Genomic DNA, 23,749 nt, shown 5'->3' on the forward strand with positions numbered 1-23,749 from the left:
TGTTTTTTGAGCTGTATATATCACTGCGATTTCCTTACCCTCAAATACCACTCAGATAGCAAGCGAACTTGTTTCTCGGTATAGCCGCGATCAATCATGCGGGCAACAAAATCTTGGTGCTTCTTCTGGTCATTGGCCGAGGCCTTGGTGTTAAATGAAATAACGGGAAGAAGGTCTTCGGTATTTGAGAACATTTTCTTCTCAATTACCCGACGAAGCTTCTCGTAACTGTTCCATAGCGGGTTTTGTCCGTTGTTGTTAGCTCTAGCGCGCAGTACAAAGTTAACAATTTCGTTACGGAAGTCTTTAGGGTTGCTAATGCCAGCCGGCTTTTCAATTTTTTCCAGCTCCTCATTGAGCGAAGCACGATCTAAAATCTCGCCAGTTTCTGGATCTCGATATTCTTGATCCTGTATCCAGAAATCGGCATAGGTGACATAGCGGTCAAAAATGTTTTGACCATATTCGGTATAGGATTCTAGGTATGCGGTTTGAATTTCTTTGCCAATAAATTCTACATATTTCGGTGCTAAGAACTCCTTAATAAAAGAAAGGTATTTCGCTTGAATTTCTTCTGGGAATTGTTCTTGCTCAATCTGTTGCTCCAACACATAAAGCAGGTGTACAGGGTTGGCGGCGACTTCGGTGGCGTCAAAGTTGAAGACTTTGGAAAGAATTTTAAAAGCAAAGCGGGTAGAAAGTCCGTCCATGCCTTCATTCACGCCTGCTATATCGCGATATTCTTGAATAGATTTTGCCTTAGGGTCCGTATCTTTTAAGTTTTGGCCATCATAAACCTTCATCTTCGAATAGAGGTTGGAATTTTCTGGCTCTTTCAAGCGAGACAGTACAGAGAATTGCGCCAACATTTTCAAGGTATCTGGTGCGCAGGGAGCTTGAGACAGAGAACTGTTTTCAATCAGTTTATGATAAATCTCAATCTCTTCGGTAAGGCGCAAGCAATAGGGCACTTTAACAATATAGATTCGATCTAAAAACGCTTCATTGTTTTTATTGTTGCGGAATGTCTGCCACTCTGACTCATTTGAGTGCGCTAGAATCACGCCTTCATAGGGGATTGCCCCTAGACCTTCGGTGCTGTTGTAGTTGCCTTCTTGGGTGGCGGTTAATAGTGGGTGCAATACCTTGATGGGGGCTTTGAACATTTCCACAAATTCCATCAGCCCTTGGTTTGCACGGCATAAACCACCGGAATAGCTATAGGCGTCGGTATCATTTTGAGGAAAGTCTTCAAGTTTTCGAATATCGACTTTACCCACTAACGACGAAATATCTTGATTGTTTTCATCGCCAGGCTCGGTTTTCGAGATGGCAATTTGATTTAAAATTGAAGGCTTGAGCTTTACAACCTTAAACTGGCTGATATCGCCATTATATTCTCGCAAGCGCTTTGCCGCCCACGGTGACATGATGGTGCCTAGGTATCGCTTAGGGATACCGTATTCTTCTTGCAGGATGTCGGCATCTTCTTTTGGGTCGAATAGGCCCAATGGTGATTCAAAGACGGGGGAGCCTTTTAAGCAATATATAGGCTCTTTTTCCATAAGGGCTTTTAGACGTTCAGCCAGTGAGGATTTACCACCACCCACTGGGCCCAGTAAATAGAGTATTTGTTTCTTTTCTTCTAAGCCTTGCGCGGAGTGTCGAAAGAAGGCAACGATTTGTTCGATGCATTCTTCCATTCCGAAGAACTCTTCAAAAGCACTATAGCGCTTGATAACTTTGTTAGAGAAGATTCGACTTAGCCTTGGATCAAGAGATGTGTCAATCAATTCTGGCTCACCGACGGCATTGAGCAAGCGCTCAGCAGCTGTGGCGTAGACACTTTTATCCTGTTTGCATAAAGCTAAGTACTCTTGAATGCTTAGCTCTTCTTCTTGGCCAGCATCGTAACGGTCTTGAAAGTGATTGAAAATGCCCATCTTACTGTCCTCCGCTCTGAGGGGAGTTTTGGCAAATCACCCGAGAGCAAAATTAGTGTAAAGAAACAAGAAACATACTTTTTAAAACACTCTTCTAATAAAGATTACTACGTGAAAAAACATCCGAAAATGCCGTTCATAAGTTTCAGCATTTACTACTAACTGTAATGATTAAACGCCTTTTTATTTGCAAAGGCAATTACCACTGGTAAATATATTGTTAAGCTAACTAGTAACTAAGACCATACATCATAAAAAAAAGTTGCTTAGTAATTAATGTAGTTGAAGTTATTTATATCTGTAAAGCTCAGTGAAGGTTCTGTGCTAATTAATTGACGCTAACTGATAGCATAGTTTGATATGTGCATAGTTCGTGCCATAGAATGTAAAGTTTTTGTTTTATTATAATCTTTACAAATTATTGATGTTTTTAAAGAGCTATATTGAATTTACTTGATATAGCCTTTGAATTATCCGCCCGTCGATATCATTTGATGATGTATAAACTAAATGCAAGCCCGAAACTTTAAGCTGGTTTAAATCATGTCGTTTGTGGCGCCAGAGACTAGTATTCATTGCATCAAATCAATGGCAAAAAGATATCGAAGAATGCTGTCGGTATATAAATCGATATTTTCCGGTTGATTGAGTGCGGCGATTACTAATAGCCCTAAGCCGGCGAGGGTTAGTTCACAAAGTCTTTGGTAGGGTTTGTTAAACATCGTTTGCCTCCTGCGGGTTCGTAGCGTGATCGTCCTTCGATTTGCCGTTTTCCAAATTGTCGTTTGCCGAATTGTTTACCGAGATTTCTACACTTGAAAAACAATTACTGTTTGATTGGCTATGTGATAGGAAATCTTCAAGTTTAATATCACCGTATCTCCTGGCTGACATGTCTATCGATGAGGCTTCTAAAATGAACTCGGCGCTTCCCGTCCAGCGCTCAGGTGCAAGCCTGCATATGAATTTTGCAGCAGCTTGCAAATGCGATCCTAGCTGAAATGTTTTTGTCGGCTTTTTGCAGTGGCTTTGAATAAGCTGGGCTAATTCCTTTTGGGTATAGTTAAGCGGGCCACCGATATTTAGTTCGCGTTTTGTTAGTTTGAGTGCCTCTGCGCAAAACTGGGCCAGGTCTTGGCCGTGAATTGGGTTTAGCGAATTTTGGCCGTTGCCCAAGATAGGTAAACACTTGCCGTCGCATTGCTGTAGCATGTTCTGGATATCACTAAAAAAGCCACTGGGTCGAATAATTCGATAATCAATATTTGAGCTTTTTAACTGACGAGTAAATTTTGTCTTTGCCTGACATAGGCGATTTTGCATTTTCTCGGCGTTCAGTACGCTGATGTACATGAACTGTTTGGCTTGTGAGTTTTGGGCAAACTCAAGCAGGCGAGCATTCATGGCATAATCGACATCCTCGTAGCTTAAGCCGTCTTGCTGCTTGGTGATCCCTAGGCAAGAAACCACGATGTCGCAGCTTGGGATCTTATGCAGCAGGTGATCGCTATTTCCAAAGTCTGTTTTGACGACATAATGGTGCGGAATTTGTAAGCGCTCTAGTTTTTTCTCGTCTCTAAGCAGCAAGCCTAGCTGATGACCATCCCGATAAAACTGCTGGGCGAGATAGCGCCCTAAGTATCCTGTTGCGCCTGCTAAAACAATATGTGCCATGTTGGCCTCCTTGTTCAAAGTAATGAGGCCTATCTTGCGGTTTTGTTTTAGCTTAAGCGTTCAATATAGGGATTTTGCACGTACAGAATCATGATCCTGATCTTAGATAGCTTGGTGCTGGTCATTTAGTTGAGAGCTTCTTTTTGAAATTGACTTGGGGTTTTGCCGGTCATTCGCTTGAATACGGTATTAAAGCTGGATTTCGAATTAAAACCTGCCGCTAAAGCAAGGTCGAGCAGGCTCCGATTGTCGTTGTATCGAATCTCTTCGCAAATTTCATCAATCCGTAGGCGGTTAATATAGTCCGCAAAGCTTTGTCCGCCGCCTTGGTTGATTGCCCAGGAGATATCCTTTTCAGTAAGGCCTGTGTGCTCAGATAGATCAGATAAGCTTAGTCTCGGTGTGCGATAGAGTTTTTGCTCAAGCAGTTGCTTGTTAATTTGTTCAAATAGGCTGTTTGCTGTCTCATCCAATGGTGGGTCTAGGGCCTCTAGAGCCTCCTTTTGATATTGCTCTAGGCCATCAAAGAGCTCGGGTTGATGTACGCCCTTATAAATCAAAAAGCAGCAGAGCCCTAAATAGACTAGTAGAGTGGCGATATACCAAGGCTCCAGTATTGAAATGGGCAGCTCAGTTTGTAGGTTTTGCCTAATGGCATCCACGGCTATGGCAGTGATATAGAGTATGAGGACAAGCTTCAGCCAAGTTAGCGTCAGGTTTTGTGCATCGGAGCGCCGGTCGCGACTGGCTTGCTCGTAATCACGCATTAGTTTCCAGCAAAGACTTAGATAAACCACCAAGCTGATGGTGCCAAGAGCAATGATAAGCTGTGGCATAGCGGCAAGGGAGAATACCAGCAGCATAGGCAAAAAGTGTATGGCTTGATCGAAAGCTAGTCCTTTGTTTGAAAACACCAGGCCTCGTGTAAATAAAAATAGCGCTGGCCCAAAGCCCAAACCAAAGATGGGAGTAATCAGAGTTTCGCCCCAGAGTTGCTGGCTTAAGCCACTTTCCTCAGCGAAATTACACAGCATTAAGGAAGCTTCCATCAATAGCGCAAGGCTTAGTGGGCGGAAGCGGGTGCTAGGCCAGACCAGAATGATTCCAAACATGGCCGTAAAGGCAAAAATTAATTGAATGGCATTGGCTGCATCTATCATCGCTTATCTCATCAGAAGTCGATATTTACGGTGTATTCTAGCCCCATATTTATTCTGAACCGTTCACAATCACGATTCTGCACGCAACATTTTGCTTAAGTGGATAAATTTTAGGCTTTCAAACTCTTAGAGGGCCAGATGGTGTTGCTTAAAACTTTTCAAATGATGCATAGATTGTTAAAGGCTTTACTCATAGTAGTGCCTGCTTCTATGTTGGCGATATTGCTTTTACTGGTTAGTGCTGTGCAGTGGCAGCGTATGGTTGACGAGCAAAGGTGGGAATTGGGTGAGGCTCAGGCCATTGTCATTAATGATGTGGCGATACTCGATGTATCAAATACGAGAGTGATTGCCAGGCAGAATGTTTACCTAGCAGATGGGCGAATAAAGGCTATAGAAGGTGCGAGCCAATCCCTTAAGCCTGGCTATAAAGTTGTGCCTGCTTCCGGTCACTACTTAAGCCCCGGTTTAATCGATAGTCATGTGCACGTTTATAGCCCAAGTGAGCTGGCGCTTAATCTTAGTTATGGGGTGACAACGGTCCGAAACCTGCGTGGATTTCCAGTGCATCTGCGCTGGCGTGATCAACAGAAAGCTGTGGCCTATGGAGAGGCCAGCTTACTGACTTCTTCGCCAGTACTGGATGGCCCGAAATACGCACATCTTATGCAGGAGGTGGTGAGTAGCCCTGAGCAGGCTAGGCAGCGTGTTCGACTTTACAAAGAGCAAGGCTTTAATTCGCTAAAGGTCTATAGCTATCTCGATCAGCAAGTACAGGAAGCGATTTTTGATGAGGCGAGAAAGATCGGCTTGCCCGTGGCTAAGCACGGCCCCCATGCAGGGCAATCCTCAATAGGCATCTTGGCTGAGGCTGAGTCCTTAGAGCATCTAGAAGATATTGTGCAGGGGCCGCTGGCTTATAAGTTGGATATTGAAAAGGCCCGCGAGTACTTGCAACAGCTTAGTGAATTGGACCCTTATCTCACGCCGACTCTGGCCTCGATAGATCATTTCACCCGGCTGGCTCGAGATAAACAAAGTTATGTGGACAGCTTGCCCCTGGCGGCCATAAATCCTTTTTTTCGGTTTCTAAATGCTGAGTTTTCAGTGAATCGTTGGCTCGCAGCGGGCATTGATGATCAGAAGTGGAATGAGCAGTTGCGAGCCTTCTTATTGTTGGTGCTGCAAGAGGCCGACAGGCAGGGTATCACTTTATTGCTTGGCTCCGATGCGGGCACTTTGTATCTAACCGCGGGTTACTCAGCTCATCAAGAAATGGCGATTTGGGAGGAAGCAGGGCTTGATAAGTGGACTATTTTACAGGCCGCTACCGTGAATCCTGCTAGGGCTTTTGGCTTGGCTAATGAAATAGGGCAGCTAAAGGTGGGTTTAAAGGCGGATTTGTTGTTGCTAGAGGCTAACCCCCTGGAAGATCTTGGTGTATTGCAGAACCCAGTAGCTGTGATTAAAGCCGGGCTCATTATTGAAGGGGAAGAACTGGTGGCCTTGCGGCAGCGGGGGATGGAGTCGTTTTCTTGGTTTTATGGTTTGGGTGTTTTTGTTGAGGATTTGTGGTGTCGTTGGTTGAATCGTTGAAAGTGGAGTGTTGGAATGGAAAGGTTCCGCCTAAAGCAATGGCTATTCCATCAACATTGTGCAGGCCCTCGGGGTCAGAACCCTTGGGTTCTGACCCCAATTCGGAGCCGGGTTGGTGAATTTGTTATGGTTGTAGATTTGCACGGGACTGATCATTTGCTCCTATAAATCATTAAGTAGGGAGATGTTTGGTGACTTTGTGGTAGCGAGAGGTGGAGCCGTTTTCTTGGTTTTATGTTTTGGGTGTTTTTGTTGAGGGTTTTTGGTGTCGTTGGTTGGTTGAAATTCGGGTGTTGGATTAAAAGAGTTCTCCCCCAAGCCAGAATCAAACATGGTTGTTCCGTCGCATTGTGCAGGAACCCGGGGTCAGAACCCTAGGGTTCTGACCCCACTTCGGGAGCCGAGTTGGCGAATTCGTTGAGGTGCCAGATTTGGACGGGGCTGATTCGCTGCTCCTGCAGCTCACCCTACGGGCAGCTATCGCTCCTGCTATCGCTGCATTAGTGCTTCCTGCACGTCGTTGCTCCTAGGGTCGCAATCCAAAACTGCTTCCTGCAGTTTTGTCGAACCCGATACGCGTGCTTTGACCATTTGCTCCTGCAAATGTCCCTTCGGGTTGCTCCCAAGGTCGCAATCCAAAATCACTCCAAGTGATTTTGTCACCCATCCGGCCCAAATGCTTTCTTTCAGGCATAAAAAAAGGCTGCAATTGCTTGCAACCTTTCGGAATAGTGGCGGACCGGACGGGACTCGAACCCGCGACCCCCGGCGTGACAGGCCGGTATTCTAACCAACTGAACTACCGGTCCGCTATATCTGACAGTTACTCACTTTCGTGTCACGCTTGAAAGTGGTGGGTGGTACAGGGATCGAACCTGTGACCCTCGCCTTGTAAGGGCGATGCTCTCCCAGCTGAGCTAACCACCCGCTGTCAGGAGCGGCGTATAATAATGATTAATCTTTTCGCGTCAACCGTTTTTTAATAAAAACTTCACCTTTCTTGCGAAAAGCTGAAATTTGCATAAAAACTCAACAAAAGCAGTGGCTTAGGCTCAGAAATAGCCGCAAGCTATGGGTTACTGCTGCTGGCGTTGATATACTGCGGGCTATTCGGAGCTCTCTGGTGATTACGGGGTAGATGTATAGAGAGCGACTTCCTCAACAGTGTGTGAATAACATGACGTTAATTAACCGCCTAATTGTTTCCTTACTGCTCGCTCTAGTGGCGACAACAGCCAGCGCAGTGGTCGATCTTTATGAATTTGATGATCCACAGCTGCGCGAGCGCTACTTAGTCTTAGTAGATGAGCTGCGATGCCCTAAGTGTCAAAATCAAAACCTGTCGGGGTCCGACTCGCCCATCGCGGCTGATTTACGGCGTGAACTGCATCGTTTATTGCAAGAAGGGCAAAACGATACCGAAATTAAAGACTATATGGTTGCCCGTTATGGCGATTATGTTTTATATCGTCCACGTTTAAGTATGAAGACGATTATGCTTTGGGGTGGCCCGATTGCGTTGTTGTTGGTGGGTTTGGTGATTGCTTTGTTGATTTTTCGTCGCCAGCAACCGATCGAGAAGACTGTTGAAATCGATAAAGGCCGTCTTGAAGAGATTTTGCAACAAGCCCGCGAAGAAAAAACTAAGGATCAAAACTAAATGTTATCTATCTGGTTAGCGGCCGCCACGCTGTCTTTATTGGCTTTGTTGTTTGTTTTTTGGCCGTTGTTATTCCAGGGCCGTGAGCAGTTAAAGGCCCAGCAGCGCCAATCGCTCAATGTTGATTTGTACGATCAGCGTTGTGCTGAGCTGATTGAGCAGCGTAATAATGGTGATTTTGATGATGCTCAGTATGAAGCCCTTAAGGCTGAGCTTGATTTGGAGTTGCTTGGTGCTGATGGGACTGATAGTGGCGAGCCAAAGGCAGCTCAACAGGCACAAAGCTCTGGGCGAGTCGTCTTTCTAGCTTCAGCAGCAATCTTGGTGGTGTTTGTTTTTGCTTTCTACCAATACAACGGCGCCAGCCAGGACATTGTCCTGACTAAGGCCATACAAGATAAATTTGCCGCTGACACTATGGCGGTACAGTCAGGGCAAAACCCAGATCCAGCCCTTGCAAGGCGCTTGATGTCTCAGCTCGAAGAGCGCTTGGAAAAAGACCCTGAGAACGTCCAGTACCGTTATCTATTGGCTAGAAATGCCACTGATTTGCAGGAATATCCAACGGCTATTAACGCCTATCGCGCCATTCTAGAGATAGACAAATCACCGTTAGTGATGGGAGAGCTGGCGCAGCTATTGTTCGTCGTAGCGGGCAATCGTGTAACGCCTGATATTGAAATCTTGATCGACCAGACCTTGGCGCAAGACCCCAATAGCCATGTTGCACTTGGCCTAGACGGTATTCGTTACTTTCAGGCGGAAGATTACCAGCAGGCTATCGCCCAGTGGGAGAAAGCTATTAAGCTATTGGGGCCGCAGAGTGCGGGCGCGCAGTCTTTAGCGGCGGGCGTTTTGCGGGCGCGAGCCTTAATGAATGAACAAGGCGGGGCTAAACAAGGTGGTGCGCAATTACTCGCCAATTCTGCTTCTATTGAAGCCGGCGCAGAAGAAAAAGCGCCTACGGAAGCTAACGGCCAGCTAAGTCTTAAGCTCAAGGTTGAGTTGGCAGAGGGGCTTAGCTTAAATCCTGAGCATGCGGTTTTCGTCTATGCCAGAGCTTGGCAGGGAGCACCAATGCCATTAGCTATTGCGCGTATCAAGGTTAAAGACCTGCCTGCCGAGATCGAGCTCAACGAGGCGATGGCAATGGCGCCAGGCATGTCGATTGCTACTTTCCCTCAGCTAGAGCTGGTGGCGAGAGTTTCGGCCAGTGGGCAGGCAATTCCGCAAGCGGGCGATTGGCAGTCAACCTTAGGCCCGATTGCCAATAGCAGTGCTGAGCAGCATCGTATAGAGATCAATACGCAAATCTAGCCTCCGTTCAGCCAGTGGCAGGTTAAAAGGCGCTAATATAGGCGTCGATTGCCACCGGCTGTGTCTTTCCAGGGTGCCAAAACTCAGTCAAACGTGTAGAATGGCGGGTTTTAGGTTGTGTCTCTGAAAACTGCTTGGCTGTTCAGAAAACTACAATAAAATCAATATATTGCAAGACTATTGAGTGAAAAGGATTTATGCGGCTAAAGTGCATTAAGCTAGCAGGTTTTAAATCGTTCGTAGATCCGACGACGGTTTCCTTTCCATCGAACCTGTGTGCCATTGTTGGTCCAAACGGTTGTGGTAAATCCAATACCATCGACGCAGTGCGTTGGGTAATGGGTGAATCTTCCGCGAAGAACCTTCGTGGCGAATCCATGACTGACGTTATTTTTAACGGTTCTGGTGGTCGTAAGCCTGTCGGTCAGGCATCAATCGAGCTGATCTTTGATAACAGCGACGGCACCCTGGTGGGTGAGTATGCCGGTTACAGTGAGATTTCTGTAAAGCGTAAAGTAACCCGTGATGCCACCAATACCTATTATCTAAATGGCAACAAATGTCGCCGCCGTGATATTACCGATATTTTCCTAGGCACCGGCCTTGGCCCACGCAGCTACGCCATCATCGAGCAGGGTATGATTTCCCGCTTGATTGAGGCGAAACCTGAAGAGCTGCGAGTTTATATCGAAGAAGCCGCTGGTATTTCCAAATATAAAGAGCGTCGACGCGATACCGAAAACCGTATGCGCCGCACTATGGAAAACCTAGAGCGCTTAACCGATATTCGCGATGAGCTTGAGCGCCAGCTCTCCCGCTTAGAGCGTCAGTCTGTCGCTGCTGAAAAATATACCGAATTCAAAAAAGAAGAGCGTTTACTCAAGGCGCAATTGCAAGCGCTGCGGTTCCAATTGTTGGATGAACAGGCTAAGTCTAAGCAGGGGATTATCACAGAGCTAGAGCTTAAAGTTGAATCCTTTGTCACTGACCAAGTAGGTAAAGATACTGAAATCGAAGAATACCGCCTACAGCATACTGAAATGGGCGATAAGTTTAATGAAGTTCAAGGTCGCTTTTATGCGCTAGGTTCTGAGATCGCTCGTATCGAGCAAAATATTCAGCATGCTCAATCTCGTTCGCAAGAGTTGCAACGTGATTTAGAGCAAACCGAACGCGATTGCAAAGAAGCTGAGCAGCATCTTCTCACCGACACAGAAAAAACCAAACAGTGGGAAGAAGAGCTACTTGAAATCGAGCCCGAATTGGAAATGATTAAAGCCGCCGAGGAAGATTCCGGTGACTTTTTGCAAACCGCTGAAGATGCCATGCAAGATTGGCAGATTGAGTGGGACAGCTTTAACCAAACAGCAGCCGAACCCCGTCAGCGTGCAGAAGTTGAACAGTCCAAAATTCAGCACCTAGAGCAAGTTCAAAGCCGTTTGCTAGATCGCATTAAGCGCTTAGATGAAGAGCGCGGCAATTTACAATCTTCTGAGGTTGACGAAGAAATTGCCGAGTTAAGCGAGCGCATGGCTGAGCTGGATATTGATGCCGATGCAAAACGTGCTGCCGTTGAAGAAATGGGCGAAAGCATTAATGAACAGCGCGAGCAAAGTAATAGCGACAGCGAAACTTTGGATCAGTTGCGCAATCAGTTATCCAGCATGCGCGGTCGCCACGCTTCTTTAGAAGCTTTGCAGCAAGCCGCTATGGGGCAGCAGAATGAAGCGGTTAGTGAGTGGTTGAGCGAGCAAGGCCTGGCCGATAAACCTCGCCTTGCCGAGCAGCTACAAGTAGAAGCTGGCTGGGAAATGGCGGTAGAAACTGCTTTGGGTAATCATTTACAAGCTGTTTGTACTGATGGCATTGATGATATCGCGGATGTATTTGCCAAGCTTGATCAAGGTGAGCTTGTCCTTCTTGATGCGAATAGCGGCAAAGCTGCAGTCGATTCGAAAAGCCTGGCTAACTTTGTCAGCGGCAGTGCTGATGTTAGCCACTTCTTAGCGAATGTTTTAGCGGCAGAGAATATCAGCGAAGCCTTGGCTATGCGTAGTAGCTTGTCGGCTGGCCAATCTGTGATGACGAAAGAGGGTATCTGGGTTGGTGCCAACTGGATGCGCGTTGCCAAAGATAACGACGCTGCCTCCGGTGTTTTGGCTCGCAAACAAGAGCTAGAAGAGCTGACCGCCGCCATAGCCGAGCTGGAAGAACAGGTTGAGCAGCTGAGCGATGCTATGGAGCAGCGCCGCGACAATATTAAAGATTTAGAACAACAGCGCGAAGCGAAACGTCGCGAAGCGGAAGATTTGAATCGCCGCTATGGCGAAATGCGCTCGCAGGTGAGTGCCAAGCAAGTGCAGGTTGAACAAACCAGCATGCGCCGCCAGCGTTTGGATAGTGAAATCACTGAAGCCAAAGAGCAAATGGATGCCGAGGCCGAGGCGCTATCTGAATCGCGTATGGTTCTGCAAGAAGCCATCGATGCGATGGAGCAGGATACCGATAAGCGCGAAGAGTTATTGGGTAAGCGCGATGAGTTGCGCGAGAAATTAGATCAGGCCCGCCAGCGCGCGCGTCATGATAAAGATCGCGGTCATGAGTTGGCGATACGCTACCAATCATTGCGTACTCAGTTAGACAGCATGCGCTCTGGTATCGAGCGTTTGCGTGATCAGGTGCAGCGTTCACAAGATCGCCGCGAGCAGTTGCAGGCTACCCTTGGTGAAAACCGCGATCCGATTGAAGAATATAAGATGGAGCTCGAGGAGCGCCTAGAGGATCGTCTAAGTGTTGAAGGTGAGCTAGCGGATGCCCGCCGAGCGGTTGATGATGTTGAAGCAAAACTGCGCCAGATCGAACAAGACCGCAGCAAGGCTGAGCACGAAATACAATCGGTTCGTACGCGTCTAGAGCAAGAGCGTTTATTTACTCGCGAAGTAGAAGTTCAGCGCAGTACGGTAGAGACGCAGTTGGTCGACGATGGTTTCCATTTGCCAACTCTTTTAGAGCAGCTACCAGAAGATGCCGAAGAAAAAGCCATGGAAGAAGAGCTAGAGCGAATTGGAAATCGCATTAGTCGTCTTGGCCCGATTAACTTGGCGGCGATCGACGAATACAAAACAGAGTCTGAGCGTAAAACCTATTTGGATACCCAGAATAAAGATCTGGAAGATGCGCTAGAAACTCTGGAAAACGCCATCAAGAAAATTGATAAAGAAACACGCTCTCGCTTTAAAGAAACCTTTGATCAGGTGAATGAGAGTTTACAGGAGCTTTTCCCGAAAGTATTTGGTGGGGGACATGCTTATCTCGAGTTAACCGGCGATGATCTGTTGGATACCGGTATCGCCATTATGGCGCGCCCTCCAGGCAAGCGTAACAGTACCATCCATCTACTTTCCGGTGGTGAGAAGGCGCTAACGGCGATTGCTTTGGTATTCTCGATCTTCCGTTTGAATCCAGCACCGTTCTGTATTCTCGATGAGGTTGATGCACCATTGGATGATGCCAACGTGGGCCGTTACGCGCGTATGGTTGAAGAAATGTCCAAACACGTACAGTTTATTTATATCACCCACAATAAGATTGCTATGGAAATGGCCCATCAGTTGTTGGGTGTTACCATGCATGAACCGGGTGTTTCCCGCTTAGTAAGCGTGGATGTTGATGAGGCCGCCGAACTGGCCGCCATGTAAGAGATTGAACTTTTGCCCTTGAGTTTTTTCTATTAAACAAGGGGCAAAGTTGATTCCCGCTAGCTGCCAGGGGGGTGGCCGAAAGGGAAGAGATTGAGAGGCAAGAGAAAGGATGAATTTCGATTTTGAAATGCAGCACGTATTGACCATTATTATCGTGCTGTTAATTGTTGGTGTGGTGTTAGACGGTATTCGACGTATGCGTCAGAATCGCCGGGATTCCATTCGCATGTCTTTAAACATGCAGCACAATCTAGATAAAGATGAAGAATATGGTAGTGAGCTTCCCAATGGGGGTGCGCGAGTCGTTAATCGTGACCTCTCAGAAGCGGAAGATCTGAATACCGAGGTGCGTAAAGCTTTTGTTGCGCCTGGTGAAAAACCCCGTCCAGTGACCGAGCAGGTTAGCCTGAATCTTGACGAGCAGGTTCCGATGTTGATGGATTCTGTGAGTGAGCAGGCCGAAGACTCCGTGCAAGAGCTAGAGGCGGATTACCACTCTGATCGTTTAGAGCCCGTATTTAATGAGGCTGACTCAGGTGCCTTATTGGACGAAGGTGTAGTTTCTGCAACTCGTACAGTTCGTCGAGAGGCTGAATCCTCTGTCGCTTCCCATCATCAAACCAGTGTCGATCAGGATAACTCAGCAGGTCAAGATCCTGAAGAAGTGATCATTATTAATGTCATGGCGCCAGCTGGGGCACGTTTCCAGGGTGAGGATCTTCTGCAGGTGCTTTTGGCTAAAGGTATGCGCTTTGGCACCATGAATATTTTTCATCGTCACAGTGAGCCTGATGGGTCCGGTGAGATATTATTCAGTATGGCGAATATGGTTGTACCGGGCACTTTTGATCTAGATGCCATGAGCAGCTTTGAAACTCCAGGTGTTAGTTTCTTTCTTACCTTGCCGATTAATGGCGACAGTTTAAATGCCTTTGAGGCTATGGTAGATACCACTCAGGCGCTTTGTGATAGTTTGGGCGGCGAGCTAAAAGATGAGAACCGTAGTGTGATGACACAGCAAACCATTGAGCATTGCCGCCAGCGTGTGCGTGAATTTGCACGTCGACAGTTATCTCGTCAGTAATCGTTTTACTTTTAGTTTGGCTCGCTCTGCATTCGTTAGGGCGTGCCTGATTTCTTTTGCGATACCTCGTCGCAAGTCTAAGCCTCAAGGCTTCTTAAATAATCACAGAGAATTATGAGCCAGCAGAATATAGAACCCTGTGCCAGCCGTGAAGAATATTTGGCTTTAGTGGCAACCTTACAACGTTACAGCCATGAATATTATGTGCAAGATGCTCCTAGTGTCCCAGATGCTGAATACGATAGGCTGTTTCGTCAGCTTCAAGCCACAGAACAAAGCCAAACAGAATGGGTGGTTGCTGATTCACCATCGCAACGTGTGGGCGGTAAGCCCTTGGCCGCTTTTAGCCAGGTCGACCATCGGGTTCCAATGCTGTCTTTGGATAATGCGTTTAATGATGAAGATTTAGAAGATTTTAATCGACGTAATCAAGAGCGCTTGGCCACTAATAGCGACTTAGAATATGGCTGTGAGCCAAAGCTAGATGGTATAGCGGTGAGCCTGATGTATCACAATGGGGTATTACAGCAGGGAGCTACTCGTGGTGATGGCAGTACCGGTGAAGATATTACCCAGAATGTGAAAACGATCGGCTCTATTCCATTGCGCTTGCAGGGCGACGACTTTCCAGAAATCTTGGAAGTGCGCGGTGAAATTTATATGCCCAAAGAGGGTTTTGCGCACTTAAACCAGAAAGCTCGAGATAAAGGTGAGAAGGAGTTTGCCAACCCGCGTAATGCTGCTGCAGGCAGTCTAAGACAGCTGGATTCTAAAATTACAGCGTCGCGTCCATTAGAAATGTGTGCTTATAGTGTTGGCTTTGTCGAATTAGGTAGCGCCCCTGAGTTACCCGAAAAACACACTGATATTCTCTATAAGCTCAGGGATTGGGGCTTCTTAATTAATGCCCAAATGAAAGTGGCGGCCAATATTAAAGAGTGCATTAGTTATTACCAACATATTGCCGAGGTGCGTGATGAGCTTGCTTATGACATCGATGGTATCGTTTTTAAGGTTAACAGTAGCGAACAACAGCAACGCTTAGGTTTTGTGTCGCGTGCCCCGCGCTGGGCAATTGCTTATAAGTTTCCAGCCCAAGAAGAAGTCACCATACTGCAGGATGTTGAATTCCAGGTGGGGCGTACAGGGGCAATTACGCCTGTAGCGCGATTGGAGCCAGTTTTTGTGGGCGGTGTTACTGTGTCTAATGCTACTTTGCATAATCGTGATGAAGTTGCCCGTTTAGGAGTAAAAGTCGGCGATACAGTTATTGTGAGAAGGGCGGGCGATGTTATCCCACAGATTGTTTCGGTAGTGGAAGACCGTCGCCCCGATAATGCAACGGATATTACTTTCCCAGAGCAATGCCCTGTCTGTGATTCCCCTGTAGTCAGTAAAGAAGGCGAAGTTGTCGCTCGTTGTACTGGCGGTTTGATATGTGCGGCCCAGCGCAAAGAAGCCTTGAAACATTTTGTTTCTCGTAAAGCCATGGATGTAGATGGCTTGGGTGATAAGCTTATTGACCAGTTGGTTGAAAACGGCTTAGTAGAATCGATGGCCGATTTGTTTCATCTTGAGCTAAATGCCGTCAGCGCATTGGAGCGAATGGCTGAAAAATCCGCTCAAAACTTGCTGCAAGCCTTAGAGCAGGCCAAACAAACAAGCTTGCCCCGTTTTTTATTTGCTTTGGGTATTCGTGAAGTAGGTGAGGCCACCGCTCGAAATCTAGCTCAACATTTTGGTAATCTCGATGCTTTAATGAGCGCCAATGCGGATAAGCTGTTGGAGGTCAGTGATGTTGGGCCGATTATGGCTGAATTTATCTTGGGCTTTTTTGCAGATTCTCGCAATCGACAAGAGATTGAGCGCTTGCAAGCGGCTGGTGTTCAGTGGCCAGATATAGAAGTGAAAGCCGCTGATGAGCTGCCAATGAATGATTTGACCTATGTGTTGACCGGTACGCTTGAGCAAATGTCGCGCAATGAGGCTAAGGCCGCACTGCAAGAGCTGGGTGCAAAGGTAGCTGGAAGCGTATCAGCTAAAACCAGTGTGCTAGTGGCTGGCCCTGGAGCTGGCTCAAAATTGAAAAAAGCTCAGGATTTAGGTGTTGAGATTATTGATGAAGATGCTTTAATAGCTTTGTTGCAGCAACATCGATAGCGCATAGATTTCAAAAACGAATAATATAACGACTATAGCATGTGCGAATTTAATCATTCGAAGAGAGTTCTACTACGTTTATGGCGCGGCTTACGCTTCTTTGCTTTATCGTTCGCATTGCTGTCCCTGTTAGCCTGCGCAAGCTCACCTCCTTCAAATACTTCCAATATTTGCGATATCTTCGATGAAAAAGATGATTGGTATGATGATGCGGCGAAATCAAAAAAGCGTTGGGGTAGTCCTATTGAAGTGATGATGGCCATCATGAAGCAGGAATCCAGTTTTAAGGATGATGCGGCGCCACCTCGTACTAAAATTTTGTGGTTCATTCCTGGCCCCCGTAAAAGTAGCGCCTATGGTTACGCCCAAGCAAAAGATGGCACTTGGGATTGGTATATGAAATCAGCTGGCCGCTGGAGTGCAGATCGGGACGATTTTGATGATGCGGTTGATTTTATCGGCTGGTATAACCATCAGAGCTATAAGCGATTGGGCATCAAGAAAACCGATGCCTATCGTTTGTATTTGGCCTATCACGAAGGGCATGGTGGCTTTGAGCGCAAAAGTTATCGCAAGAAATCTTGGTTGATCAACGTGGCTAAAAAGGTTGATCGACAATCAAAACGTTATGGCCAACAGCTAAAAAAATGTGAAAAGCGTTTGCAGTCTGGTGGTTGGTGGATTTTTTAATTTAATTAACGACGGATTAAATGGGTTTGATAAAGCTCACTATGTCGTTTGCTTTAGGTGTTTACTATGTCTGCTGATTCAGAATCCATCGTATATGGCTGCATAAAAGATGCCGTGGGCTTGAGTACTGAGCAAGAGCGCCGCCGCATAAATCGCTCTGCTATGTTGGCTTTGCCCAGTGCAGAGCAGTGGCCATTTCTAAGCCAGGAAATGTTTGCCATACCCAGAATCGAAACCAGTATGACTGGCTATCAAACTGAGGTTATGCACTTTGGTGCCTCCTATCAGGCTATCGAGTACGAATGGGAAGAATGGCTAAAGGCTTTCGAGGAGCTATTGGCCAAAATGTACTGGGTTGATGCTACTGTACATCTAGAGACTGAGTTGTCAGGGAATCACACATTCAGTTGGAGTTGTGACGGTGATTATCATAGCCCGGGTAGCAAAGTTTCTCGCATTCGCTGTCAATGGCAGCATGAAACCGGTCTTTGATCACCATTGTCCTCCCAATGGCTTTGGTTGAAACTGTTCTGTCTATTACGACGAGAGTCTAAGCAATGAGTCACTGGGAAGATAAAAAACAGCCCCCATTTAACGATCACCTCGGAGTGAAAATCGAGGAATGGAGAGATGGCTTTGTAAGAATTTCGGCTGAGGTGCTACCGCATTTTCAAAACAGTCAGGGGGCTCCCCATGGCGGTTTCATCATGAGCTTGGCGGATATCGCGGCTTCTTTTCCTGGCGTTTATTGCCCGCATCCAGATCGCCGCCGTTTTGCCTCTACACTCTCCCTAAATACTAGTTTTCTTGGCTTGGCCAAAACTTCGGTGATTTATGCTGAGGGGCGAGTTAGCAATTCGGGGCGCAAGATTTTTTATTCTGAAGTTAGAATATTTGATGCTGAGGATAATCCGGTGGCCAGCTGTCAAGGGGTGTTCCGTTATCGAGGTGGATCTGAGAGCATTGATGGCGTAGCCATTGAGTAAGCGCCAAGTTCGATGGCTGTTTTCTTGCTTATTGTTTTCATAAAAGCAGTTTGGAGATTTCAGCTTTTCGAGTTCAGCTTAGCATTTTGCTTTTCTTCTCTGGCTGATTGCCAAACGGTAATAAGCCCGGCGAAAATCACGACAGCAATTCCGATAAAGGCTATGGCATCCGGCAGATGATCCCATATTAGCCAGCCTAGAATTCCGGCATTTACTACCGAAAAATATCCGATCGGCGATACCACGCTGGCTTTGGCGTAGCTATAAGCTTTGGTATAAAGCCACATTGCCACAAAGATAGACAAGCTGTTGTACAGCAGATAAGGCCAAGCCCAGGCGGGAATTCCTTGCCAAGTGTAAAGCGCCAATGGAAGGCTTAATGTTAAGGCAATGATGTGATAATAAAAGAGAATCTTAGAGCTGCTTTCGTCATGGGATAATAAGCGAGTGCCGACCATCGAGATCGCTAAGCTGAGCCCTGAGCCAAGACCTGCTAGGTGCCAAATACTAACAGAGCTGCTTGGGCGTAAAATGAGAGCAATGCCTAAAAAACCAATAATCATGGGTAGCCAGCGACTCTTAGGTACTTTCGCGCCTACCCATAGATAGGCCACTATGGCGACAAACAACGGGGCGCTATGACGTAGTAAACTACTGTCGACTAAGGGGATATGTTGTAGGGCAAGGTAGAAAAAGCAAAAACCTGCAAAGCCCGCTAAACCACGAATAATATGACGCTGCCAATGTTCGCTAGCTAGGCCGCTAAGGCCTTGGCGATACATCCAAGGTGATAATACGAACAAGCCGACGACAAATTGAATTAGAACAATACTGCCCAGTGGGACTTCACTGGAAATATATTTGGTGGCGGCAGATGCACTAGCGCCGACAATGGTAGTGGCAAAGGCGAAAGCCATTCCTAGTAAGGGCTTGTCGTTACTGCTGTTTGCCACATTGCTCACCGGATTGTTTAATGGGAAGGAGCGGAAAAGTCATAAAAATAATTGCACAATATTGTAACCTAAAACGTCTACTCAATAGAGTGTTGAAATTGTCATTGGCGGTCTGCTTAGTAACACGGTTATCGCCGATTCGTGCAGCGCTGTGATGAGTGCGGCGGCGTAGTGGAAAAAGCACAACGATTTTACTTAAGTCATAAATACAAATAATAGATAAAGGTCCATACATGCAGGAATTGGGATTTACGGTTTTATTGCCATCGCTATTAGCCATTGTTTTGGCGGTATGGACTCGCAAGGTATTTGCCGCACTTATCGCCGGTATCTGGTTGGGCTGTTATTTATTAGGCGGCAACCCTTTGACCGCTATAGCGCAGAGCATTGACCGGGTGGTAAAGGTTTTATCCTCGGCGGGTGATGCAAGAGTGGTTTTGTTTACCCTCTGTGTCGGTGGCTTGATTGCATTGCTTGAGGCCAGTGGAGCGGTTAGAGCATTTGTAGCTTGGTTAGAGTCAAAGCGTTGGGGCCAGTCACGCAAACAAGCGCAGGCCGTCGCCTGGTTAAGTGGCGTGTTAATTTTTATTGAATCCAATATCACGGTCTTAGTTTCGGCGACCACCGCTAAGCCACTATTTGATCGTTTTAAGATCTCTAGGGCTAAGTTGGCTTACATTATTGATTCAACTTCTGCTCCAATTTGTATTTTAATTCCCTTCAATGCCTGGGGGGCATTTAACTTAGGCTTGTTGTCGGGTGCTGGGGTTGAAGATCCATTAACTGTTTTCTTTCAGGCGATATTGCTGAACTTATATGCCATTTTCGCAGTGCTGCTGGTAGCGGCGGTTATTGCCTTTGATTTAAACTGGGGGCCAATGAAAAGCTCCGAGGCGCTAGCTAAGGCAAACTCTAGTAATACACAGGCTGCACAAGAGGATATCCCGAGCGCGAAAGCAGCGCTAAATGAAAGCGCCAAGCCCCTAGCGATGATATTACCTATTCTTACTTTGGTTCTAGTGATGCCATTGGGCTTATGGATAACCGGTGACGGTGATTTAAGGCAGGGCTCTGGCTCTACCAGTGTTCTGTGGGCTGTATTGTCAGCTTCGGCAGTCGCCGCCAGCTTTATGTGGCGAAAGCAGCAGAGTATTGCCGAGCCATATTTTGCGGGCGCCGGAAAAATGGTCCCGGTAGCTCTGGTATTAATGTTAGCTTTGGCATTAGGAGCGGTTTCCCGAGAGTTACAAGCGGGAGATTATTTAGCGCAGCTTCTACATGGAGCAATGCCTAAAATGCTATTGCTGCCGATTATCTTTCTGTTGGCTTCAGTGGTGGCCTTTGCAATTGGCTCGAGCTGGGGAACTTTTTCACTACTGATTCCTTTAGCGGTTCCGCTGGCAGGCTCCATGGAGCTGCCTTTGGCGGCGCTTGTTGCAGCTGTGCTGTCTGGTGGTGTGTTCGGTGATCACGCCTCGCCGATAAGTGATACCACCGTAATATCTAGCATGGCGGCGGAAGTTGATCATATTGAACACGTAAGAACACAGCTGCCTTACGCTTTGCTTGCAGCGGCAGCAGCGACTATAGGATTTATGCTGATTGGGGTAGTGAGCTAAAACCGAATTGGCTTGGGATAATTAGGCGAGCTTTATGAGCTCGCCTGGGCAGTAGGAATGCTATCTTCGCATATTGCCTGAATAGTGCGGCGAAACTGCGGTGTTAGTGGCTGCTGGGTTTGATAGTCAATCGCTGAAGCTTGCAAAAGCTTGGCAATTTCAGTGTTGCTTTCAGAGCCGTCTAATTGCTTGATGGTATTGATAAAGGCGTTAACTTCATACCAGCTCATCGCCTCTTCACGGCTGCGCATGATACGAGGATGGCGAGTGCGCTCACATTCTTCTTTGACAAGCAGTTCTTCATAAAGCTTTTCGCCTGCACGAAGGCCAGTGTAGTGAATTTCAACATCACCATCTGGATTGTGTTCATCTTTTAGCTGCAGGCCAGATAGCAAAATCATTTCTTTTGCCAAGTCTGAGATTTTCACGGGTTCGCCCATATCTAATACGAATACATCGCCCCCCGAGCCCATGGCGCCGGCTTGAATCACTAGCTGAACAGCTTCACTGGTCACCATAAAGTAACGAGTGATATCAGGATGGGTTACCGTAATAGGGCCACCTGATGCAATTTGCTCTTTAAAGTGCGGAACAACAGAGCCAGACGAACCCAAAACGTTACCAAATCGCACCATACAAAAGCGAGTATGCTGTTGTTTGCTGTCCATCGCCTGCAAGATAAGCTCGGCGATACGCTTTGAGGCGCCCATAATATTGGTTGGGCGCACCGCTTTATCTGAGGAAATCAATACAAAGCTGTCAACACGGTACTCTACAGCGGCTTTGGCGGTATACCATGTGGAGAGTACGTTGTTGCGTAAGCCTTCAACTTTGTTGTCTTCAAGCAGTGGTACATGCTTGTAGGCCGCAGCATGATAGACAGTATCGATATCGTAGCTTCTAAAAATACGTGCAACTAGCTGCTCATCGGCTGCCGAGCCGAGTAGGGTTTTTACTTGCAGCGGTACTTCTTTATCTTCTTTAAAATCTCGTAATTGCTCGTTAATACGATAAAGGTTGAATTCATTCTGCTCCAGCAATAGCAAGGTCTTTGGCTTTAGCAGAGCAATTTGTTGGCAAAGCTCCGAGCCAATTGAGCCGCCAGCGCCGGTCACCAGTACAACTTTATTGTTGATATTGGCGGCCATCAGCTTGTGATCTGGCAAGCTAGGGTCGCGCCCTAAAAGGTCTTCAATCTCAATATCTTTAATATCATTTAGATTGGCTCGCCCCGATAAAATCTCAGCCATATTGGGAACGGTCTGAATCTGTACCGGCATAGTTTCTAGGTTTTTAACCACTTCATGGCGTTTGGCGCGTGGGGTTCTACCTAAAGCGAGCAGCACCTTGTCGGTCTGATAGCGCTCAATCAGTTTTTCAAGTTCAGCAGGGGCTGATACATAAATGCCTCTAACGGTGCTGTTATGTAGGCGTTTGTTATCGTCAACAAAGGCCACTGGCTGGTAATCAGGTGAGAGTTGCAGCGCCGCTGCTAACTGGCTGCCGCTGACGCCGGCGCCATAGATAATCACCTTTTCGCCCTGCATAACATCGCTAATCTGGACTAAGTTGCGAATCAAAAGACGTGGTAAGCCGACGAGCAGAAGGGCAGCAAAAACATAAATAACCGGTACCGATCTTGGCATAAAGCTATCGGTAAAGAAGCTGCTGGCAATTAAGGCGACGGCCGAAATAACAATACCAAGCACAATCGTGTAGATGGCTTGGTAGGTCATATAGCGCAACACGGCGCGATACAGGCCCAAGCGTATAAAAGACGCAACAGATATGACAGTCGTTAAAGCGTAGGTGTTTAAGTCCGCCGAAAGGGTAAATTCATAGCTTTCGCCTAGGCGAATAGCGAAGGCAATATACAATGCAGTAGCAATCGCTAGCACATCATACAGTACTGAAAGGCCTCTTTTTAAGGCGCGCGGTGTCTTTGCCAGTTGTTTATGTAATAGATCCAATGACTTCTTCGCTGTATTGTTTTGGCTCTGGGGCCTTATTTTTGCCTTTTACTCAATCTTTTACGCTATCCGGGGCACTTAAGGCTTTTTTCAAAACACTAGCCAAATTAGATTGCCTAGGAAGAGCGCCTGAGTACAGTCATTCTAACGGTCTCGAAAGCTACAATTGCAACCGCCTATTCTAGCTTTGATCTGCAGTATGCGCTAGCGCTTGATAAGGCTACAGTTGCGTTTTATGACCGGCTTTTAATTTGTGACCAATGGTCGCAAAAGGCAGGCACGCTAAGATAAAAATTGCTGCCCCCCAAGCTGGATAGTGGTTTGCTAACATCGCCAAGGGCAGTAACCAGAAGGTGTTTACTGCAAGCATAGCACAGACTACCTTACCGTGACTTTCCCAGCGCCTACTTAGAATTTGGTAGCTATGGCTGCGATGGGGCTCGTTCCATGCTTGTTTGCTTAGTATTCGGTATAACAATGTCCAGCTGGCGTCATAAATAAAGGTAGTCAGTAAAATAATGGCAGACCATAGGGAGATGTGATAACGATCGCTGCAATAACAGGCAATAGCGGCTAGTACCAAACCCAAAAAGCAGCTGCCAATATCGCCCATGAAGACCTTGGCGGGTGCCCAGTTGATGAAGAGAAAGCCACTGATCACAGCTGCTAGCCCCATTAGAATCTGATCGAATCCCGCACCGTTCGCCGTAATAATGATTTGTAGGCCAAGCAATAAGCAAATGGCTTCACTGGCGGCTATGCCATCAATACCATCCATAAAATTATAAAGATTGATAAGCCAGCTAATGGCTATGAGGCTAAAGGGCAGTGCCCACAAGCTATTGATAGCGATGTTGAATGAGGCAATTTGCAAGCTACTAGTCGTTGGCAGTAGATATAAAAAAAGGGTCGCGCAGGACATATGAACCAGCATTCTGAGTCGGCGTGACAAGGGGCGGTGGTCATCTACAAAGCTAAATAAGCCCAGGGCGCTGGCCGGAAAAAAGATAGCGATTAGCCAAGCTGTCATTGATGGATCTTGTTGGGCTAGATAGATTGCCAGCAGGCATGCGCAAATCACAATAGCCAAACCACCGCCGCGAGGTGTAATTTGGCTGTGGGAACTGCGCTCTCCAGGTATATCGACAACCTGAGCTTTTATGGCATAGCTGCGCACCGCGTGGCTTAGTAGCCAACAAAGAGCGGAAAATAAGGCTAATTCTAGCGCCATTGTTA

The 23,749-nt window shown here is 46.9% G+C and carries 17 protein-coding genes and 2 tRNA genes; 10 read left to right on the forward strand and 9 right to left on the reverse strand.

Annotated elements, in window-relative coordinates; genetic code table 11:
• Positions 1 to 20 precede the first annotated feature (20 nt).
• The 4 genes from Q1A41_RS03485 to Q1A41_RS03500 all read right to left on the reverse strand — a co-directional run bounded on the left by Q1A41_RS03485 (position 21) and on the right by Q1A41_RS03500 (position 4,777).
• A complete protein-coding gene (locus Q1A41_RS03485) occupies positions 21 to 1,943 on the reverse strand; it encodes a PrkA family serine protein kinase (RefSeq protein WP_299974759.1) in 1,923 nt (640 codons plus the stop codon).
• Positions 1,944 to 2,515: 572 nt separating this feature from the next.
• Positions 2,516 to 2,665, reverse strand: a complete 150-nt coding sequence (locus Q1A41_RS03490; protein WP_299974762.1) for a hypothetical protein — start codon at positions 2,663 to 2,665, stop codon at positions 2,516 to 2,518.
• Positions 2,658 to 3,617, reverse strand: coding sequence for an NAD(P)H-binding protein (locus Q1A41_RS03495; RefSeq protein WP_299974764.1), 960 nt, complete (start codon positions 3,615 to 3,617; stop codon positions 2,658 to 2,660). Before Q1A41_RS03495 ends, Q1A41_RS03490 begins: the two co-directional genes overlap by 8 nt.
• 125 nt (positions 3,618 to 3,742) lie before the next feature.
• Positions 3,743 to 4,777 carry a helix-turn-helix domain-containing protein gene (locus Q1A41_RS03500; RefSeq protein WP_299974767.1) on the reverse strand — a complete coding sequence of 345 codons (1,035 nt, stop codon included), beginning with the start codon at positions 4,775 to 4,777 and terminating at the stop codon, positions 3,743 to 3,745.
• A gap of 138 nt (positions 4,778 to 4,915) precedes the next feature.
• Here Q1A41_RS03500 and Q1A41_RS03505 point away from each other — a divergent pair, with 138 nt between their 5' ends.
• On the forward strand, positions 4,916 to 6,373 hold the full coding sequence (locus Q1A41_RS03505; protein WP_299974769.1) for an amidohydrolase family protein: 1,458 nt from the start codon (positions 4,916 to 4,918) through the stop codon (positions 6,371 to 6,373).
• 732 nt (positions 6,374 to 7,105) lie between these two features.
• Here Q1A41_RS03505 and Q1A41_RS03510 read toward each other — a convergent pair.
• Together Q1A41_RS03510 and Q1A41_RS03515 are read right to left on the reverse strand one after the other, a co-directional pair.
• Positions 7,106 to 7,182, reverse strand: a tRNA-Asp gene (locus Q1A41_RS03510).
• Positions 7,183 to 7,224: 42 nt separating this feature from the next.
• A tRNA-Val gene (locus Q1A41_RS03515) sits at positions 7,225 to 7,300 on the reverse strand.
• A gap of 250 nt (positions 7,301 to 7,550) precedes the next feature.
• On the opposite strand from Q1A41_RS03515, the gene Q1A41_RS03520 reads away from it, so the two are divergent.
• From Q1A41_RS03520 to Q1A41_RS03555, 8 genes are all read left to right on the forward strand, one after another.
• Entirely contained in the window at positions 7,551 to 8,033 is a 483-nt protein-coding gene (locus tag Q1A41_RS03520; RefSeq protein WP_299974772.1) for a cytochrome c-type biogenesis protein, read from the forward strand.
• Positions 8,034 to 9,350, forward strand: coding sequence for a c-type cytochrome biogenesis protein CcmI (gene ccmI, locus Q1A41_RS03525; RefSeq protein ID WP_299974775.1), 1,317 nt, complete (start codon positions 8,034 to 8,036; stop codon positions 9,348 to 9,350).
• Positions 9,351 to 9,547: 197 nt separating this feature from the next.
• The gene (smc, locus tag Q1A41_RS03530) at positions 9,548 to 13,048 is read left to right on the forward strand and encodes a chromosome segregation protein SMC (protein WP_299974777.1); all 3,501 of its coding nucleotides are present in this window, start codon (positions 9,548 to 9,550) and stop codon (positions 13,046 to 13,048) included.
• 112 nt (positions 13,049 to 13,160) lie between these two features.
• A complete protein-coding gene (zipA, locus tag Q1A41_RS03535; RefSeq protein WP_299974780.1) occupies positions 13,161 to 14,135 on the forward strand; it encodes a cell division protein ZipA in 975 nt (324 codons plus the stop codon).
• Between the two features lie 114 nt (positions 14,136 to 14,249).
• A complete protein-coding gene (gene ligA / locus Q1A41_RS03540) occupies positions 14,250 to 16,295 on the forward strand; it encodes an NAD-dependent DNA ligase LigA (RefSeq protein ID WP_299974782.1) in 2,046 nt (681 codons plus the stop codon).
• A gap of 39 nt (positions 16,296 to 16,334) precedes the next feature.
• Entirely contained in the window at positions 16,335 to 16,985 is a 651-nt protein-coding gene (locus Q1A41_RS03545) for a transglycosylase SLT domain-containing protein (RefSeq protein WP_299974785.1), read from the forward strand.
• A gap of 66 nt (positions 16,986 to 17,051) precedes the next feature.
• On the forward strand, positions 17,052 to 17,477 hold the full coding sequence (locus Q1A41_RS03550) for a hypothetical protein (RefSeq protein ID WP_299974788.1): 426 nt from the start codon (positions 17,052 to 17,054) through the stop codon (positions 17,475 to 17,477).
• Between the two features lie 65 nt (positions 17,478 to 17,542).
• Positions 17,543 to 17,971, forward strand: a complete 429-nt coding sequence (locus Q1A41_RS03555; protein ID WP_299974791.1) for a PaaI family thioesterase — start codon at positions 17,543 to 17,545, stop codon at positions 17,969 to 17,971.
• Positions 17,972 to 18,030: 59 nt separating this feature from the next.
• Here the strand turns inward: Q1A41_RS03555 and Q1A41_RS03560 are convergent, their stop codons facing one another.
• Complete coding sequence (locus Q1A41_RS03560; protein ID WP_299974794.1) at positions 18,031 to 18,924, reverse strand: DMT family transporter; 894 nt, start codon at positions 18,922 to 18,924, stop codon at positions 18,031 to 18,033.
• Positions 18,925 to 19,157: 233 nt separating this feature from the next.
• On the opposite strand from Q1A41_RS03560, the gene Q1A41_RS03565 reads away from it, so the two are divergent.
• Complete coding sequence (locus tag Q1A41_RS03565; protein WP_299974796.1) at positions 19,158 to 20,543, forward strand: Na+/H+ antiporter NhaC family protein; 1,386 nt, start codon at positions 19,158 to 19,160, stop codon at positions 20,541 to 20,543.
• A gap of 32 nt (positions 20,544 to 20,575) precedes the next feature.
• Here the strand turns inward: Q1A41_RS03565 and Q1A41_RS03570 are convergent, their stop codons facing one another.
• Positions 20,576 to 22,513: a nucleoside-diphosphate sugar epimerase/dehydratase gene (locus tag Q1A41_RS03570; RefSeq protein ID WP_299974799.1), complete on the reverse strand. Its 1,938-nt coding sequence runs from the start codon at positions 22,511 to 22,513 to the stop codon at positions 20,576 to 20,578.
• Positions 22,514 to 22,733: 220 nt separating this feature from the next.
• On the reverse strand, positions 22,734 to 23,744 hold the full coding sequence (locus Q1A41_RS03575) for a glycosyltransferase family 4 protein (protein ID WP_299974802.1): 1,011 nt from the start codon (positions 23,742 to 23,744) through the stop codon (positions 22,734 to 22,736).
• Positions 23,745 to 23,749: the final 5 nt, after the last annotated feature.

This window comes from uncultured Pseudoteredinibacter sp., assembly GCF_947502065.1.
Classification (GTDB): Bacteria; Pseudomonadota; Gammaproteobacteria; order Pseudomonadales; family Cellvibrionaceae; genus Pseudoteredinibacter.

What these genes read in the sequence shown, in the direction of transcription:
- Q1A41_RS03485 (WP_299974759.1), bottom strand. Translation starts at nt 1,943, where the DNA reads ATGGGCATTTTCAATCACTTTCAAGACCGTTACGATGCTGGCCAAGAA.
- Q1A41_RS03490 (WP_299974762.1), bottom strand. Translation starts at nt 2,665, where the DNA reads ATGTTTAACAAACCCTACCAAAGACTTTGTGAACTAACCCTCGCCGGC.
- Q1A41_RS03505 (WP_299974769.1), top strand. Translation starts at nt 4,916, where the DNA reads ATGGTGTTGCTTAAAACTTTTCAAATGATGCATAGATTGTTAAAGGCT.
- Q1A41_RS03550 (WP_299974788.1), top strand. Translation starts at nt 17,052, where the DNA reads ATGTCTGCTGATTCAGAATCCATCGTATATGGCTGCATAAAAGATGCC.
- Q1A41_RS03575 (WP_299974802.1), bottom strand. Translation starts at nt 23,744, where the DNA reads ATGGCGCTAGAATTAGCCTTATTTTCCGCTCTTTGTTGGCTACTAAGC.
- Q1A41_RS03520 (WP_299974772.1), top strand. Translation starts at nt 7,551, where the DNA reads ATGACGTTAATTAACCGCCTAATTGTTTCCTTACTGCTCGCTCTAGTG.
- zipA (WP_299974780.1), top strand. Translation starts at nt 13,161, where the DNA reads ATGAATTTCGATTTTGAAATGCAGCACGTATTGACCATTATTATCGTG.
- ccmI (WP_299974775.1), top strand. Translation starts at nt 8,034, where the DNA reads ATGTTATCTATCTGGTTAGCGGCCGCCACGCTGTCTTTATTGGCTTTG.
- smc (WP_299974777.1), top strand. Translation starts at nt 9,548, where the DNA reads ATGCGGCTAAAGTGCATTAAGCTAGCAGGTTTTAAATCGTTCGTAGAT.
- ligA (WP_299974782.1), top strand. Translation starts at nt 14,250, where the DNA reads ATGAGCCAGCAGAATATAGAACCCTGTGCCAGCCGTGAAGAATATTTG.
- Q1A41_RS03495 (WP_299974764.1), bottom strand. Translation starts at nt 3,617, where the DNA reads ATGGCACATATTGTTTTAGCAGGCGCAACAGGATACTTAGGGCGCTAT.
- Q1A41_RS03500 (WP_299974767.1), bottom strand. Translation starts at nt 4,777, where the DNA reads ATGATAGATGCAGCCAATGCCATTCAATTAATTTTTGCCTTTACGGCC.
- Q1A41_RS03545 (WP_299974785.1), top strand. Translation starts at nt 16,335, where the DNA reads ATGTGCGAATTTAATCATTCGAAGAGAGTTCTACTACGTTTATGGCGC.
- Q1A41_RS03565 (WP_299974796.1), top strand. Translation starts at nt 19,158, where the DNA reads ATGCAGGAATTGGGATTTACGGTTTTATTGCCATCGCTATTAGCCATT.
- Q1A41_RS03555 (WP_299974791.1), top strand. Translation starts at nt 17,543, where the DNA reads ATGAGTCACTGGGAAGATAAAAAACAGCCCCCATTTAACGATCACCTC.